Origin of the sequence: Nonomuraea aurantiaca, assembly GCF_020215705.1 — a bacterium.
GTDB classification, from domain to species: domain Bacteria; phylum Actinomycetota; class Actinomycetes; order Streptosporangiales; family Streptosporangiaceae; genus Nonomuraea; species Nonomuraea aurantiaca.
On record NZ_JAIWNB010000027.1, the window covers coordinates 66,734 to 81,787 of the forward strand.

Below are 15,054 nucleotides of genomic sequence, written 5' to 3' on the forward strand. Positions count from 1 at the left end.
CGCGATCACCCCCTGGAGTAAGGCGCCATGCGACTGAGGAAGATTTTCGTCATCGGATTGGCACTCTCACTGCTGGGCATAGGCGTTCCAGCCTGGTCGGAGGACGATCCGCGCAGCTGCAACGACCTGATGTCCGGCGACACCCCGGCGTACGTCGTGTGCCGCTGGATGGCCACCCCCGACGAGGCGCGGGACATCGCCAACTTCTGGCTCTCCAACGACGGCGAGCACCTGCAGGAAGCCGGCCCGCTGAACCCGATCACCGTCGACTGCACCGAAGCCGGCAACGAGTGCGCCGACACCTCCGAGGGCGACGGCCAGCTGCACGACGTCGACTCGCCCGACGTCGACGGCGCCGAGGACGGCGGCTCGCCCGAGTGCCAGTCCGGCGAGGACTGCTTCGTCAACCCCGAGGGCCTGTCCAAGGCCGAGATCCAGGCTGCCGAGAAGTCCGCCGGCGGCCAGGCCGTCAAGGCCGCGGCCGCGGCCGGGATGCGCGTCTGGATCGACGCGGAGCTGGCCGACGACTGGAAGGCGGGCAAGCTCGCCGAGGCGGCCAAGAAGGTCGCCGCGGTCGCGGCGCAGCAGGGGGCCGTGGGGATCAGGTTCAGCTCGCAGCTCGGGTTCAACAAGACGTTCGAGACGGCTGACGAGATGGACAAGTTCGTCACGGAGGCCACCACCACGCTCCGCAACCTCGCGCCGGGCAAGAAGCTGGCCGTGCACACGGTGGTGCCGTTGCTCGGCTGCGGCGCCAACGACACGTGCAAGGTCGAGGTGGCCAAGAAGTACCCGCTGCTCGACCCCGAGCGGATCGGCGCCTGGCTCACCAAGGGCCTGGTCGACCAGCTCGCCCTGGACGGCGGGCACCTGGCGACCGAGTACGCCACCTGGAAGATCGACGCCACCGAGGCCCAGCGCAACCAGTGGATCCAGGTCAGGGCCCGCGCCTGGGACGCCTATGGTCAGATCGCCGCGGAGGACGCGGGCTTCGCCACCGTGGGCTCGCCGCAGCTGAACGCCGAGCAGGCCGCCAAGTCGATCACCGACCGCATCGCCACGCCGCTCCAGGCCGACGCCGCCGAGACGATCAACCTCTGGTCCCGCTGGCAGAACGACCAGGGACAGGTCAGCAGGCTGTACGGCGAGAAGTGGGCGCAGAACGCCACCTGGGACCAGCTGAAGAAGCTGACCTCGATCCGTCCCCGGCTGGCCACGATCTACGACCCGTCGGCGCCGGAAGTCGATTCGGCCACGGACCTCAAGAAGCTGTCCGAGGTGTTCGGGCAGGTATATCTGCACACCGCCTGATCAGGTCAGATCAGGACAGATGGTGTGACGACCCGGGCGGCTGCCCGGGTCGTCTTGCTGACCCGGCTCAGGTCGTCGTGCCCACCCGGGCGGCGAGTCGCTCCCGCAGTGCCGTCAGGCGGGAGATCTCCTCGTCCAGGGCGGTGAGCCGGCGCTGGACGACTCCGGTGCCCTGCGTGCAGCCAGTGCTCCCGTACGGCGGCAGCGCCTCGCCCTCCAGAAGGTGGAGGCGTTCGGCGCAGCTGCGTACGTCCTCGACGGTCAGACCCAGTGACAGCAGCTCGCGGATGATCCGCACCAGCGCCACGTCATGGGGCCCGTACTCCCGCTGCCCGGTCATCGTGCGCGGCGCCGGGGGCAGCAGCCCGCGCTGCTCGTAGAAGCGCAGTGCCCGAGGTGTCGTGCCCGCTGCTGCCGCCGCGTCGCCGATCCGCATCAGTCCTCCAAAGATGGCTACAGCTCTACGACGACGGCTCCGAGGTGCCGTCCGCCGATCATCTCGTGCAACGCCTGGGGAGCCTGCTCGATGCCCGGCACGCGTACGTGCGGAAACGTGATCTCGCCGGAACGCAGCCAGCCGCCGAAACGCTCGGTCCACTGTGATCGTGCCCGCGCGTCGTCCGGGGCACTGAAGCCACGCATGGCGATCCCCTTGAGGATGAGCTGGTAGGTGTCCAGTTCGACCGGTGACGTCGTACCGGTGCCGTGTGCCGACATCTGGCCGGACAGTGCGCCGACCAGGACGAACCGCGCCCCGGGCCGGGCCGCGGACACCGCCGCCTGGAGCTGCTCGCCGCCGACGTTGTCCAGGAGCACGTCGATGCCGCCTGGCGCGATCTTGGCCAGCTGCTCGCCGATCGGCTCCGCGCCGCGGATCACGGCGGCGTCATACCCCAGCTCGGACACCAGCCGCTCGGCCTTCTCCCGCGAGCCGGTGCTGCCGATCACCTGCGCCGCGCCGAGCAGGCGGGCGATCTGCCCGGCCAGCGAGCCGACCGCGCCGGCGCCGCCGGAGACGAACACCGTGTCGCCCGGCCGTACCTCGGCCCCCAGGGTCAACGCGGCGTACGCCGTCCAGCCCTGTGACAGGTGCGCGACAGGGTCGGGCAGCGTGTCACCCAGCGGGGTGCACTGGGCCGCGGCCACGGCCGCGTACTCGCGCCACCCGAGCCAGTGCGAGACCAGCTCGCCGGGGCGCAGCCCACTGTCCGCGGGCGCTGACACGACCTCGCCGATCGCCGCCCCGAACAGGGTGTCACCGGGTAGGAGCGGAGGGAACGGCGTACCCTTCACCCCTCCGCCGATCAGGGTGCGGAGCGCGGCGAAGACGTGGAAGAAGCGATTGCGGACGAGTACCTGGCCTTCTTCGGGCACCGGCAGCGGCGTCTCGACGACTTCGAAGTGCTCCGGCCTCGGCAGGCCGTCGGGCAGGCCGGCGAGCCGGACTTCCCGGGACACGCGGGGCAGGGCTTCGCTGGACGTACGGGGCAAGGCTTCGCGGGACGTGCGGGGCAGGGCGGGCATGCGACGCTCCTCAGCGGTGGGCAGGGGGCCCTTATGGCGTCGCGACCCTAACCCTTGACCCATACGTCAAGGGCAAGTCGCACGATGAGTGATGGTCGTGGCTCGCCGCCCTGGGGCGCGCACGCCGCAGGTGTTTTCCGATAGCACGAACTGGCCAGACGGCTTGGGCCCGGGGAGCACGAGGGCCGGAAGGTCACCTCGCCGGAGGTGTGGGGACATGTCCCCACTATCACCGCCCGAGCTCCATCGGCGCGGAGCGCCTGAAGGCGGTGACCATACTTACAGGGCCGGGCCCGATAACACGCGTCAACACAGGCCGACAGCGCCCTCTGGCGAACGCTGCCTGCTTCAGATAGTGCCAGGCGGTTTCAGAGTTTGATCAGCTTGGCGTATGGAGTCGTGATGCGTTCCTGTCGTGATCCGAAGTCGATGAGGACGGCTTCGTCCTCGACGCCGATGACCCGACCGAGACCGTAGCGGTCGTGGGACACCTGGTCGTGCATGCTGAACTGCTCGACCGGCGGGGCCGGAGGCGGGGGCTTGAAGGGGCTGGTGGGCAGGTGGCGCCGGGTCGCGGCGCTGGGTGGCTTCATCTACTCCAGTATGCGCCACCGCGAGATCTTAGAACGCCACATTCGCCGCAGTGGTTCGGTTTTCGGGCGTGAATACCCAGGAACATCGGCCTTATGTCCGTTTTATTGGCGTCCGGAAAGCCGTGGTGGACGGGCGGTGACATGTTCAGGGCCGGGGGTTGGCCAGCTGCCAGTCGCCCTGGCGGTCCGTCGTGTCCAGCTTGGGCGGGCCGCCGCCCGGCAGGCCCAGGGCGGTCAAGATCATGGGGTACGAGTTCTTGAACTCCCTGATCCAGTACGGCCAGGTGTGGGTGCCGTTGCCGTACAGGTTCAGGGTGTGCTGGATGCCCAGGCTGTTCAGGCGCTTGCTCAGGGCCTTGACCGTGTAGGCGGAGATGGGTTCGCCCAGGTGGGCCGGGTGCCAGGGGGAGCCGGGCGGGTCAAGGGGGCCCATGAAGCTGTTCGTGCCGCTCGACATGTAGATGGAGACGCCCCTCAGCCTCGGCGCCAGGGCCACGGGGTCGTTGGCCGCCCAGACCTGCCGGTCGCGGATGGGATCGCCCCACAGGGCCTTGGGATCCTGCTTCTCGCTGGCCTGGGCGTTCATGATGATCGCCGGGATGCCGGGGATCTCGGTGGCCATGATGCCGCTGTACGCGCCGACGAAGCGGAACATCCCCGGATAGCGGGCCGCGTACTTCATCGCCCCGTACGCGCCCATCGACAGGCCGGCCACGGCTCGCCGGGTGCCCGCTCGGTAGCCGATCTCCAGCAACCGCCGCACCTCGTAGGTGTGGAACGTAGCCCACGCCGGTGGGCCGCCCTTGCCGCCGTTGTACCAGTCGGAGTAGTTGCCGGCTCGGCCTGCTTCCGGCATGACGACCATGGCGTCCAGGTTCTCGGTGAAGGCGGCGATGTCCGTCATACGGGTCCAGGACGTGTAGTTGTCGGCGCCGCCGTGCAGGAGGTACAGCACGGGCCAGGTACGGTTCGCCTGCTTGGACCAGCCCTTGGGGAGCAGCAGGCGGACCGGCGTCATCAGGCCGGTCGACGGCGAGGAGATGAGGAGGTCGAGCATGCGGGGGCTCAGCCACCTCTCCCGCACGACGCGAGCGCTGCCGGGGAGGGCTTTCTGGCCGGGCATGTAGTACGTCGCGGTCTTGGGGGCCGCCGTGGGGCGCCCACCGTCTGCGTCCGTGGTGGTCGATTTTCCCTCGGGCACGATCGACCAGCCCGGATCGGCGAGGGCGGGGGTGGCGCTCGAGCCGACGAGGAGCACCGTCGTCGCCAGGGCCAGCAGGGCGTGGGCGCGGGATCGCATGAGAGCTCCCCTTCGCAAGTGAGACCGGAGGCGAGGCTAGGGGCCCAGGCACCGGCCCATCTATGACCCAATGCAACGAAATATCGGCATTGGTTGCGCTCTGCCGGACAAAACCGAGGGTTATCACTGGCGTGACAAATCGCACCCGAGGAATGTTCGGTACGGACCTGCCCCGGCGCCACGGCGTGTGGGTATGTTGGCCGATCACCCGGCAGCATGGGAGCCCTCGTGAACGTACTGGGCGAAGCCGACATCCGCCGCTTCCTCACCGAGCGGGTCGCGTCACGCGGAGTCGAGCGGGTCGATCCGGAACGGCCGCTGGAGGAGTACGGCCTGTCGTCACGTGACGCGGTGGCGATCGCGGGCGAGCTGGCCGAGCTGCTCGGCAGGCAGCTGAGCCCGACCCTGGCCTGGGAGCACCCGACGATCAACCGCCTGGCCCGCGCACTGGCGGGACCGCCTCAGGAGGCCAGGGCGGAGATCCCCGGCGACGTGGGTGAGCCGGTGGCGGTGGTCGGGGTGGGGTGCCGGTTGCCGGGCGCGCACGGCCCCGGGGCGTACTGGGAGCTGCTCCTTGACGGGCGGGACGCGATCGGTGAGGTGCCCGCGGGGCGGTGGGAGGCGTTCGACGACGGATCGGCGCGTACGGAGGAGGTACTGGCCGGGACGACCAGGTATGGCGGGTTCCTGGGAGACGTGGCCGGGTTCGACGCGGAGTTCTTCGGGATCGCGCCGGGTGAGGCGGCGCTCATGGATCCGCAGCAGCGGCTGCTCCTGGAGACGGCCTGGGAGGCGCTGGAGCACGGCGGCATCGCGCCGAGGTCGCTGGGCGGCAGCCGTACCGGGACGTTCGTCGGCATCTCCGGCGCCGAGTACGCCTACTTGACCAGCGCGGACCTGGGCGGCGTCGGCGCGTGGACGGCCACCGGCGCGGCGCTCAGCATCGCCGCGAACCGCCTGTCCTACCTGCTCGACCTGCGCGGTCCCTCGATGGCGGTGGACACGGCCTGCTCCTCCTCGCTCGTCGCCACCCACCTGGCGGTAGGCGCCCTGAGATCGGGGGAGTGCGACCTGGCCCTGGCCGCCGGAGTGAACCTGCTGCTCTCGCCCCTGGTCACGGTGGCCTTCGACCAGGGCGGCGGTACGGCGGCGGATGGGCGGTGCAAGGCGTTCGACGCGTCGGCCGACGGCATGGTACGCGCCGAGGGCTGCGGCGTCGTCGTACTCAAACGCCTCGCGGACGCCGAACGGGACGGTGACCGCGTGCTGGCCGTGATCAGGCAGACCGGCGTCAACCAGGACGGCCGCTCCAACGGCCTGGTCGCCCCCAACCCCGAGGCACAGGAGGCCCTGCTGCGCGAGGTGTACGCGGCTCTGGAGCGGGGGCCCGACTACGTGGAGGCGCACGGGACGGGCACGTTCCTCGGCGACCCCATCGAGGCGCGAGCCATCGCCGCGGCGGTTCCCGGGCAGGTGCTGCTCGGCTCGGCCAAGACGAACCTCGGCCACCTGGAGGCGGCGGCCGGGGTCGCGGGGCTCATCAAGACGGTCCTGGCGCTGTGGCACGGCGTGATCCCGCCCAGCCTCCACTTCCGGCAGCCGAACCCACACATCCCCTGGGATCGGCTGCGGGTCGTCACCTCACCGACGCCGTGGCCCCGGCCGGACGCACAGGCGGGGGTGTCGTCGTTCGGCTTCGGCGGCACGAACGCGCACGTCGCGCTGGCCGCCCATCAGGCGGTGGGTGAGGCGGCTCCCGCCCGCCCAGCCGACCCGACGGCCACGCAGCCCGCCTTCGTCCAGCCCTCGCAGCCTGCGCCCGCGCAGCACGTCTTCGTGCTCCCCGGCGCCACGCCCGATCGCGTGCGGCAGTACGCGGAGACGCTGGCCGCCTGGCAGCCCTCAGCCGACCTCGGCGACATGGCCCACACCCTCGCCAGGCGAGCCGGTGGCGCTCGCGCGGCTTCGGCCGTGACCGCCGCCGCGGCCGCCCCCGTAATCGCCCCCGTGGCCGCTGTGGTGACCGCTGCCGATGTGGCCGAGCTGCGCGAACGCCTAGCCGCCGTCACACCCCGGCCCGTCCCCCTGGCGCCGGTCGGCCCGGTGTGGGTCTTCAGCGGGTACGGCTCGCAGTGGCCGGCCATGGGCCACCACCTGTACCAAACGGAACCGCCCTACAAGCAGGCCATCGACGAGCTCGCGCCCCTGCTCCGAGCCGAGGCCGGCATCGACCTCCACGCCCCGGCGGCCAAGGGCGTGGCCACCGTCCAGCCCATGATCTTCGCCGTCCAGCTCGCCCTGGCCCGCCTGTGGCAGGTGTACGGCATCGAGCCCGCCGCAGTGATCGGCCACTCGATGGGCGAGGTGGCGGCGGCGGTGGTGGCGGGCGGCCTCGACCAGCACGACGCGGTACGCGTGATCTGCCGCCGCGCCCGCCTCCTCGCCAGCCTCGGTGGTGGCGGCGGCGGTGACCATGGCGGTGGTGGGGCGATGGCCGTGGTCGGGGTGGCTGCCGAGGAGGTGCCCGGCGACTTGTATGTGGCGGTTCATTCCGCCCCGCACCAGACCGTCGTCACCGGCGCTCCTGAGCGGGTGGCCAGGTTCGTGGCGGAGATCGAGGCACGAGGTCTGTTCGCCAGAACACTCACCACCGAAGGCGCCGGCCACTCACCCCAGGTAGCCCCCCTGCTGCCGAAGATCAGGAACGAGCTGGCCGCCATCACCCCGGCCAAGCCGCGCCTGCCGTTCTATTCCACGGTCTTGGACGACCCTCGCGAGACCCCGACGTTCGAGGCCGCGTACTGGGCCGCAGGCGTTCGTCGGCCGGTGCGCCTCCTCCAGGCCGTACGGGCCGCCGCGGAGGACGGATTCACCATCTTCACGGAGGTGAGCCCGCACCCGGTGCTGAGCCAGGCGCTCCAGGACACGCTCACGGCCCCGACGATGATCACCCACTCCCTCGAACGCCACCACGACCATACCTTCCACGCTCAACTCGCCACCGTGGCCACCGCCATCACACCCAGGACACATGGCCGGGTGGTGGACGTGCCGGGGGCACCGTGGCGGCACACCCGCCACTGGGTGACCCCGTACCGCCGCCCGCCAGGCCACCGCCTGCTCGGCGCGCACGTCGAGACCCCGGCCGGACACGCGTGGACCACCACGCTCGGCGACCTCAGCGACGCGCCCTGGCGCCTGGACCCGTCCGACTGGCATCGCCACGGCCACCCCGTGCTCCCGCTCGCCGCCGTGGCCAGACTGGCGCACGCCGCGGCCATGGAGGTGTACGGCTCGGCAGGGCTGAACAGCTCGGCGGAGCGACCCGGCTTGGTGGAACGGCACGGCTCTGTGGGGCTGCACGGTTCGGTGGAACTGCCCGAGGTTGAGCTGTACGAGGTGGCCCTGCACGCGCTGCTTCCCCTGCCCGCGCAGGTGACGGTCACTTTGGCCGACACCCGGGTCGAGGTGACCGCCAAGAACGCCGCAGGCTCCTGGACCGTCTACGGCTCGGCCAGCCTCACGCAGCCGGCCGCGCCCTCCCAGGCCCTGGAGAGGGTACGGCGGGTGACGGCGGACGGCACGCTCCACGGGGCCGAGAGCCAAGAGCTACCGGCATCGAGCATCCCGGTGCCCCTCGACGCCAAGCTCGTCGAACGCGTCTGGATCCCCACCCCCTTACCGACGGCTCTGGCCGTCGAGGTTCGAGAGGCGGCGCCGGGGTGGGGCGGGGTGCCTGAGGCGGCGCTGGGGTCGAGCGAAGTCCGCGAGGCGGTGGCTCTGGCAGGCGGTTTCCGTGAGGCGGCAGATGGGGCGGGCGGGGTCCGCGAGGCGGCGGCTCTGGCGGGCGGGGTGCGCGTGGTGGCGGAGGGAGCGGGCGCTGTTGTGCGGGTTCCGCGGCTACTGGAACCGCTGGCGGCTCGGCGACTGATCCTGGATCTGGCCCGCCTCGCCGACCAGGGGACAGAGCTCACGATCGTCACCGAACGCGCCCAGGCCGTGCGGGACGGAGAGCCTGCCGATCCGGGTTCCGCCTCCTTGAGCGGGCTGGTCAGAGTGCTGGCGTTGGAGCGCCCTGAGGCCCGCGTCAGGCTGGTGGACGTCGACGACCCCAGCGTGCTGCCACGGGAACTCGCCACCCCGACCGAAGACGACGAGGTGGCCTGGCGCGACGGCGTCCGCTACGCGGCCCGACTCCGCCGCGCGACCCTAACCCCCGGCCCGGCAACCGCGGGCCCGGCAGCCCTCGGCCTAGCAACCTCCAGCCCACTGACCCCCGGTTCGGCGACCCCCAGCACGGCCTCACCGAACCTCTGCCCGCCGACCCCCGGCCGGGCCTCGGCGGCCTCCGGTTCCGCGGCCTCCGGTTCCGCGGCCTCCGGCCCAGTGGCCCCGGGCCCGGTCTCGGCGGTCGCCGGGCCTGGTGGGTATGTGATCACCGGGGGGTACGGGAGGCTCGGGCTGGTCGTCGCGCGTCGGCTGGCCCGTCTCGGCGCCACCCGCATCGTGCTGAACGGCCGGTCCGCCACCCCCGTGCCCAGCGATCTCGCGGGCGTCGCCGAGGTGGTGGTGGGTGATCTGGCCGCTCCGGGTACGGCCGAGCGGCTCGTGGTGGCCGCGACCGAGGGAGGGGTACGGCTGCGCGGAGTCGTACACGCGGCCGGAGTCCTGGACGACCGTCTGGTCGCCGACCTCGACCCCAGCAGCCTCGAACGGGTCTGGGCCGCCAAGGTGGACGGCGCGCTCAATCTGCACCGAGCCACCGAGCACCTGGACCTGGACTGGTGGGTGGCCTTCTCCTCGGCCGCCGCGCTGCTCGGGTCCCCCGGGCAGGCCGCTTACGCCACGGCCAACGCCTGGCTGGACGCCCTCTGCCGACTGCGTCGCGCCCAGGGGCTGCCCGCCATCGCCATCGGCTGGGGTACGTGGGCCGGTGCCGCCACGATGCCGGGCGTCGAGCCGCTGACCGCCGAGGAGGGTGTCGAGGCGTTGGAGGCGTTGATCCAGCGGGACCGGTGTGCGGGGGTGGTCAGGATCGACCCAGCCGCGGCCTTGTCGGTGTTTCCCGGGATCGGTCGCCATCCGTACTTCTCGGACGTCGCCGACCTTGCCCCAGAGGTGAAGCGCGACCTCGGGCCCGAGGGGGTGCTGGCTGCCGTCAGGGAGCGGGTCGCGGCCGTGCTCGGGGTGGAGCCGGTGTGGCTCGACGATGGCGCCGTGCTGACCGGCCGGGGGCTCGACTCGCTGGCCGCCACCCGGCTGCGCGGCCTGATCGAGTACGACTTCGGCGTCACGATCCCGACGGCACCGCTGCTCAACGGCGGGACATTGGGCGAGCTGGCCCGGATCGTCACCGCCGAACTGGGCATCCCGCAGCCCCAGCCGCCGCCCGCCACCGCGGGTGACGTGGATGTGGCGACAGGACCCGCCACAGCAGGTCAGGCGGACGCCGCGACAGATCCGGCGCCCGCCACAGCGGGACCGTACGGTGCCCTCAACGGGCGAGCGGTGATCGGGCCGAGGGACGCGGCGGAGCGGCAGGTGGTCCGGGTGCTGACCGGCCTGCTGGGACGCGAACCCTCGGTCACCGAGACCATCCCGCCGGACACGCTGGCGAAGACCCTCGACCTTCTCCGCCTCGAACTCGGCAGACCGGTCGCGACGGGTGGCGGACGGGAAAGCGTGCGGGTGGCCGAGGTCGCCGATGCCGTACGCCAGGGCGAGGCGGCCGAAGCAGGGCTCGCCACCGTCAGACCCCTCACCGAACGAACCGAACGAACCGAACGAACCGAACGAACCGAACGAACCGAGCGAACCGAACAAGCCGAGCAAACCGAACAAGCCAAGCGAAGCGAGCGAAGCGAAAAGGCCGAGCGAACCGAAGGGACCGCCGGCAGGCCGCTGTTCCTGGCCCACCCCGCCGGCGGCACCACAGGCGTGTACGCCCTGCTGGCCGCCCGCCTCAACCTCCCGGCCATCGGCCTGGAACGGCTGGACGACGCCCATGAGCTGGGCATCCCCGAGCGTGCCGCCCGCTACGCCGAGGCCGTCAAGCGGACCTGCCCTGGACCGTACCGGCTGGGTGGCTGGTCCTTCGGGGGAATCCTGGCGTTCGAGATCGCCAGACGGCTCGGCGACGACGTCGAGCTGGTCGTGATGATCGACTCAGGGCTGCCCGAACGGGTGCCCGAGGAGCGGCGGCGGGAGATCCAGGCCCGCCGGTACGTGGACTTCGCGGCCTATCTGCGTGCCACCTACGGCGTCCGGATCCGTCTCGACCCGCAGGAGCTCCGGGCGCTCGACGAGCGCGGGCAGCTCGCGCTCGCCGAAGAGCGGATCGCGGAGTCCGGTGTGCCGGAGCTGCTCAGCCCGGCCATCCTGCGCCACCAGATCACCTCGCACGAGGACACCAGGGCCATCGAGCGCTACGAGCCCGGCCCGTACCTGGGCGACGTGCTCCTCTACCGGTCCACGGAGCCGACCCCCTGGGCGGTCGAGGACGTGCGGTACGCCCACGCGGACGATCCGGCACGTGGCTTCCGCCCGTACTGCCCGCGCCTGGAGATCATCGAGGTCCCCGGCGCGCATCACCTCAATCTGCTCGATCCACCCCATGTCGAAGGCATCGCCGCCGACCTGAACAGGAGGCTCGCATGACGCTGGCAGAGGCCGTGGTGGCGGGCGCGGGGCCCGCTGAGCTGGCGAGCCTGGAGGTGCCGACGCGCTACCGGGCCGTACACCTGCGCAAGGACGAAGTCGGCATGTTCAACGGCCAGACCAAGGACGGCCAGGACAAGGACGTGCGGAGGTCGCTCCACGTAGGAGAGGTGCCGATGCCGGAGCTGGCCCCCGATGAGGTGCTCGTCGCGGTCATGGCCAGCGCGATCAACTTCAACACGGTCTGGTCGGCCATGTTCGAGCCGATCCCGACGTTCGCGTTCCTGGAGCGGTTCGGGCGTACGGATCCGCGGCACGACCTGCCCACCCACGTGCTCGGCTCCGACGCGGCCGGGGTGGTGGTCAGGGCGGGTCAGGCGGTACGGCACTGGCGTCCCGGGGATCGCGTGGTCACCAGCCCCGCCTACCTCGACAGCCAGGACCCGATCGTGCAGCACGACGGGATGCTGGCCGCGGACCTGCGCGCATGGGGGTTCGAGACGAACTTCGGCGGGCTGGCGGAGTTCGCGGTGGTCAAGGCGACCCAGTTGCTGCCCAAGCCGAGGCATCTGAGCTGGGAGGAGGCGGCGTGCAACATGCTGTGCGCGTCGACGGCCTACCGGATGCTGGTCGGCGAGCGCGGCGCCCGGATGAAGCAGGGCGACGTGGTGCTGCTGTGGGGGGCGACGGGCGGCCTCGGCGCGTACGGCGTGCAGCTCGTCAGGAACGGCGGCGGCATCCCCGTCGGCGTGGTGAGCTCGCCGGAGAAGGCCGCGCTGCTGCGCGCGATGGGCTGCGAGCATGTCGTCGACCGCTCGCGGTTCGACGACCTGACCGAGGAGAAGGGCTGGCGCGGGCTGGGGGCGGAGGTCAGGCGGTTGGTGGGGGAGGACCCGGCCATCGTGTTCGAGCACACCGGAAAGGACACTTTCGGCGCTTCGGTATATGTCGCGAAAAAGGGTGGGAAGGTGGTCACGTGTGGCTCGTCCAGCGGATACGACCACGCCTACGACAACCGCCACCTGTGGATGCGGCTCAAGCAGATCATCGGCTCACACGGCGCGAACTACCAGGAGTGCCACGAGATCAACCGGCTCATCTCGCTCGGCATGGTCCATCCCACGCTCTCCCGGGTGTACCCGCTGGCCGAGGCGGCGGACGCGGCGCGGGCCGTACAACTGAACCAGCACGTCGGCAAGGTCGGCGTGCTCGCGCTGGCCCCCAAGGAGGACCTCGGCATCGAGGACGGCCGCCTCCGCGAACGCATCGGCGAGGAGCGCCTCAGACTTTTCCGTGGATAACGTTCAGGGCGGCCCGGCGGGCACGGAGCACGATCTCCAGCTCGAAGCGGATGTCCGGATCGGCGAGCTGGTCGCCGTAGAGCTCCTCCAGCTGCCGCAAGCGGTAGCGGACCGTCTGCGGATGTACGTGCAGCCGAGCCGCCACCTCACCCGCCCCCCGGCCGTAGCGCAGCCAGGCCAGCAGCGTCTCCGCCAGCCGGTCCTGCTGCGTGGGCCGGAGGTGGGCCAGTGGCGCCAGGCGTACCTCCGCCAGCGCGTTGACCAGCTCCTCGTCCTTGAACACCACCAGCGTCGCCATGTGGTCCGCGCAGTGCAGCAGGCCGCGCGGCAGCACGCCGCGCCCGGACAGCTCCAGCGCCTCGGCCGCCCACCGCAGCGACGCCGCGGCGGCGTTCAGGGGCACGGGCGGCCCGATGGCGCCCAGGTAGCCGCGGAGCGCGGTCTCCAGCATGCGCGCCTGGCCGGGGCCGTTCGGGTCGGGTATGAGCAGGCAGGGCGTGGCTCGGTCCAGGCCCATCAGCACGTCGGGCGGCATCGCGGGTGAGCGGCAGGTGCCGTGCTGGTCGTCGAGCGCGACGCAGGCCACGGTCTTGGGCAGCCGCCACCCGGCGGCCTTGGCCAGGTCGGAGATGGCCTCCGCGCCGGCGGGCGGCCGGCTCAGCAGCAGGTCGAGCAGGCGGTTGCGGCGGCGCTCGATCTCGCCCGCCGCGTGCGCCCTGGCCTCGTCGAAGCCCTCGGCCGCGGCGTCGGCGAGCTGGTCGAGGTAGACGAAGATGGCCTCGCCCAGGTCGTACAGGGACTGCGGGGAGAGCCCGAGGGTGTCGGCGATCTCGGTCAGCCGCCGCCAGCCGACTCTGGCGCCCAGCCGCATCGCGGCCTGCAGCGGCTCCAGGTTGCGCCCCTCCGCCGCCTCGCCCTTGCCGATCATGCGGAACGGCTCGGGGTCCCAGGGAGCGCCGGGGTCCTGGATGTGGTCGAGGAAGCCGTCGATGGCCTGCTCGACGGCCATCCTGACGACCTTGATGTAGACCTCGTCGGACGGTCTGGCGTACTCGGGGATGCGAGCCTGGATCTCCGCGATCACCTCGGCGGAGATCCGGCCGATTCCGGCCCTGAGCGTCTTCACGATGTCCGCGGAGATCCGGGTCTCGCTGGTGTCACTCTTGATGGCCATCGTCCCTCCTGTCGCCATTGTTACCCGTGCGGCAGAGGTTTGTGTAGCAAGTGCTTGTTTTACCTCTGTACGAAGGCGCCGAACTCCTCCACGTCGATCAGGCCGTCGCCGTCCTTGTCGAGCTTCTCCACGCCGGCCTGCGCGGCCTCCAGCGTGATCGGCTGACCGAGCACCTCCATCAACCCGACCAGCTCTTCGGCGGAGATCCGGCCGTCCTTGTCAACGTCGATCAGATCGAAGGTGATCGCGTAGTCGTCGCTCATGGGTTGCCCTTTCGCGGATCCGTGTCGGTCAGACCTTAGTGGCGCTTTCTCGAAGCGCGTCGATGAATGCCCTGACTTCTCGTCTTTTATCGCCGGAGCGCCAGGCGATGGCCAGCTCACCCGGTGGGAGGCCGGCCACCGGGCGGTAGACCAGGCCGGGCCGGGTGTAGAGCGCGGCGTTGCCCTCAGCCACCAGGACGACGCCCAGTCCGCTGGTCACGGCCTCGAACACCTCTTCAGGCGTGTTGGCCGTGAACCCGATGACCGGTTCGTCGGCCCGGAGCTCGCGGGCGAGCCAGTAGTCGCGCAGCGGCCCGGCCGAGGTGGGCAGCGCGATGAACGGCTCGTCGCGCAGGGCCTCGAACGGGATCTCCGCCAGCCCGGCGAGGGGGTGATCGTCCGGCATGGCCACGCCTCTGCCCTCGGTGGCCAGAACATGCGTGCTCAGCCCCTCGGGCACGGGCAGCCAGATGAAGGCCACGTCGGAGCCGCCGTCGGCCAGGCCGCCGCTGGGGTCGTCCCAGCCGACCAACCGCAACGACACCTCCCAGCCGGGCATCGCCGCGCGGAACAGGCGCAACGCCTCGTGCTGCAGCCCCCGCCCGACGGCCGTCTGCATGCCGATGACCAGGGTGCCCGTGGGCGCGGCGGCCCTGGCGGTCTCAAGGCCGACATTCCACCGGTCGAGCAGCTCGCGCGCCACCGGCAGCAGCGCCTCGCCCTGCCTGGTGAGGACCACGCCGGTGGGCACGCGCTCGACCAGACCGAAGCCGAGCTGCCGTTCCAGTGCCTTGAGCTGCTTGGACAGCGCGGGCTGGGAGACGAACAGCCGCTCGGCGGCCCGGGTCACGTTCAGTTCCTCGGCGACGGCCACGAAATAGCGCAAGTCGCGCAGGTGCACGTCCATAACCGATGGTTATAGCAGAAGGTC

The 15,054-nt window shown here is 71.3% G+C and carries 10 protein-coding genes; 3 read left to right on the forward strand and 7 right to left on the reverse strand.

From position 1 onward, the window contains the following. Positions 1-27 precede the first annotated feature (27 nt). A complete protein-coding gene (locus LDL49_RS43630; RefSeq protein ID WP_225300808.1) occupies positions 28-1,311 on the forward strand; it encodes a hypothetical protein in 1,284 nt (427 codons plus the stop codon). Between the two features lie 67 nt (positions 1,312-1,378). Here the strand turns inward: LDL49_RS43630 and LDL49_RS43635 are convergent, their stop codons facing one another. From LDL49_RS43635 to LDL49_RS43650, 4 genes are all read right to left on the reverse strand, one after another. Beyond that, complete coding sequence (locus LDL49_RS43635) at positions 1,379-1,747, reverse strand: MerR family transcriptional regulator (protein ID WP_225300809.1); 369 nt, start codon at positions 1,745-1,747, stop codon at positions 1,379-1,381. Between the two features lie 17 nt (positions 1,748-1,764). Continuing rightward, positions 1,765-2,835, reverse strand: coding sequence for an MDR family NADP-dependent oxidoreductase (locus tag LDL49_RS43640; protein ID WP_225300810.1), 1,071 nt, complete (start codon positions 2,833-2,835; stop codon positions 1,765-1,767). A 368-nt stretch (positions 2,836-3,203) separates the two neighbouring features. Then, entirely contained in the window at positions 3,204-3,428 is a 225-nt protein-coding gene (locus LDL49_RS43645; RefSeq protein WP_225300811.1) for a hypothetical protein, read from the reverse strand. A 145-nt stretch (positions 3,429-3,573) separates the two neighbouring features. Next, entirely contained in the window at positions 3,574-4,728 is a 1,155-nt protein-coding gene (locus LDL49_RS43650; protein WP_225300812.1) for an alpha/beta hydrolase, read from the reverse strand. Between the two features lie 228 nt (positions 4,729-4,956). On the opposite strand from LDL49_RS43650, the gene LDL49_RS57600 reads away from it, so the two are divergent. Continuing rightward, positions 4,957-11,385: an SDR family NAD(P)-dependent oxidoreductase gene (locus LDL49_RS57600; protein WP_308016263.1), complete on the forward strand. Its 6,429-nt coding sequence runs from the start codon at positions 4,957-4,959 to the stop codon at positions 11,383-11,385. Beyond that, positions 11,382-12,686: a crotonyl-CoA carboxylase/reductase gene (gene ccrA, locus LDL49_RS43665; RefSeq protein ID WP_225300813.1), complete on the forward strand. Its 1,305-nt coding sequence runs from the start codon at positions 11,382-11,384 to the stop codon at positions 12,684-12,686. Before LDL49_RS57600 ends, ccrA begins: the two co-directional genes overlap by 4 nt. Here ccrA and LDL49_RS43670 read toward each other — a convergent pair. The 3 genes from LDL49_RS43670 to LDL49_RS43680 are packed head-to-tail and all read right to left on the reverse strand — an operon-like array spanning position 12,667 to position 15,030. Further along, on the reverse strand, positions 12,667-13,860 hold the full coding sequence (locus LDL49_RS43670) for a PucR family transcriptional regulator (RefSeq protein WP_225300814.1): 1,194 nt from the start codon (positions 13,858-13,860) through the stop codon (positions 12,667-12,669). The two genes, ccrA and LDL49_RS43670, sit on opposite strands and share 20 nt — an antisense overlap. A gap of 59 nt (positions 13,861-13,919) precedes the next feature. Then, complete coding sequence (locus LDL49_RS43675) at positions 13,920-14,123, reverse strand: EF-hand domain-containing protein (RefSeq protein ID WP_225300815.1); 204 nt, start codon at positions 14,121-14,123, stop codon at positions 13,920-13,922. 28 nt (positions 14,124-14,151) lie between these two features. After that, on the reverse strand, positions 14,152-15,030 hold the full coding sequence (locus tag LDL49_RS43680) for a LysR family transcriptional regulator (RefSeq protein WP_225300816.1): 879 nt from the start codon (positions 15,028-15,030) through the stop codon (positions 14,152-14,154). Between the last annotated feature and the right edge of the window lie 24 nt (positions 15,031-15,054).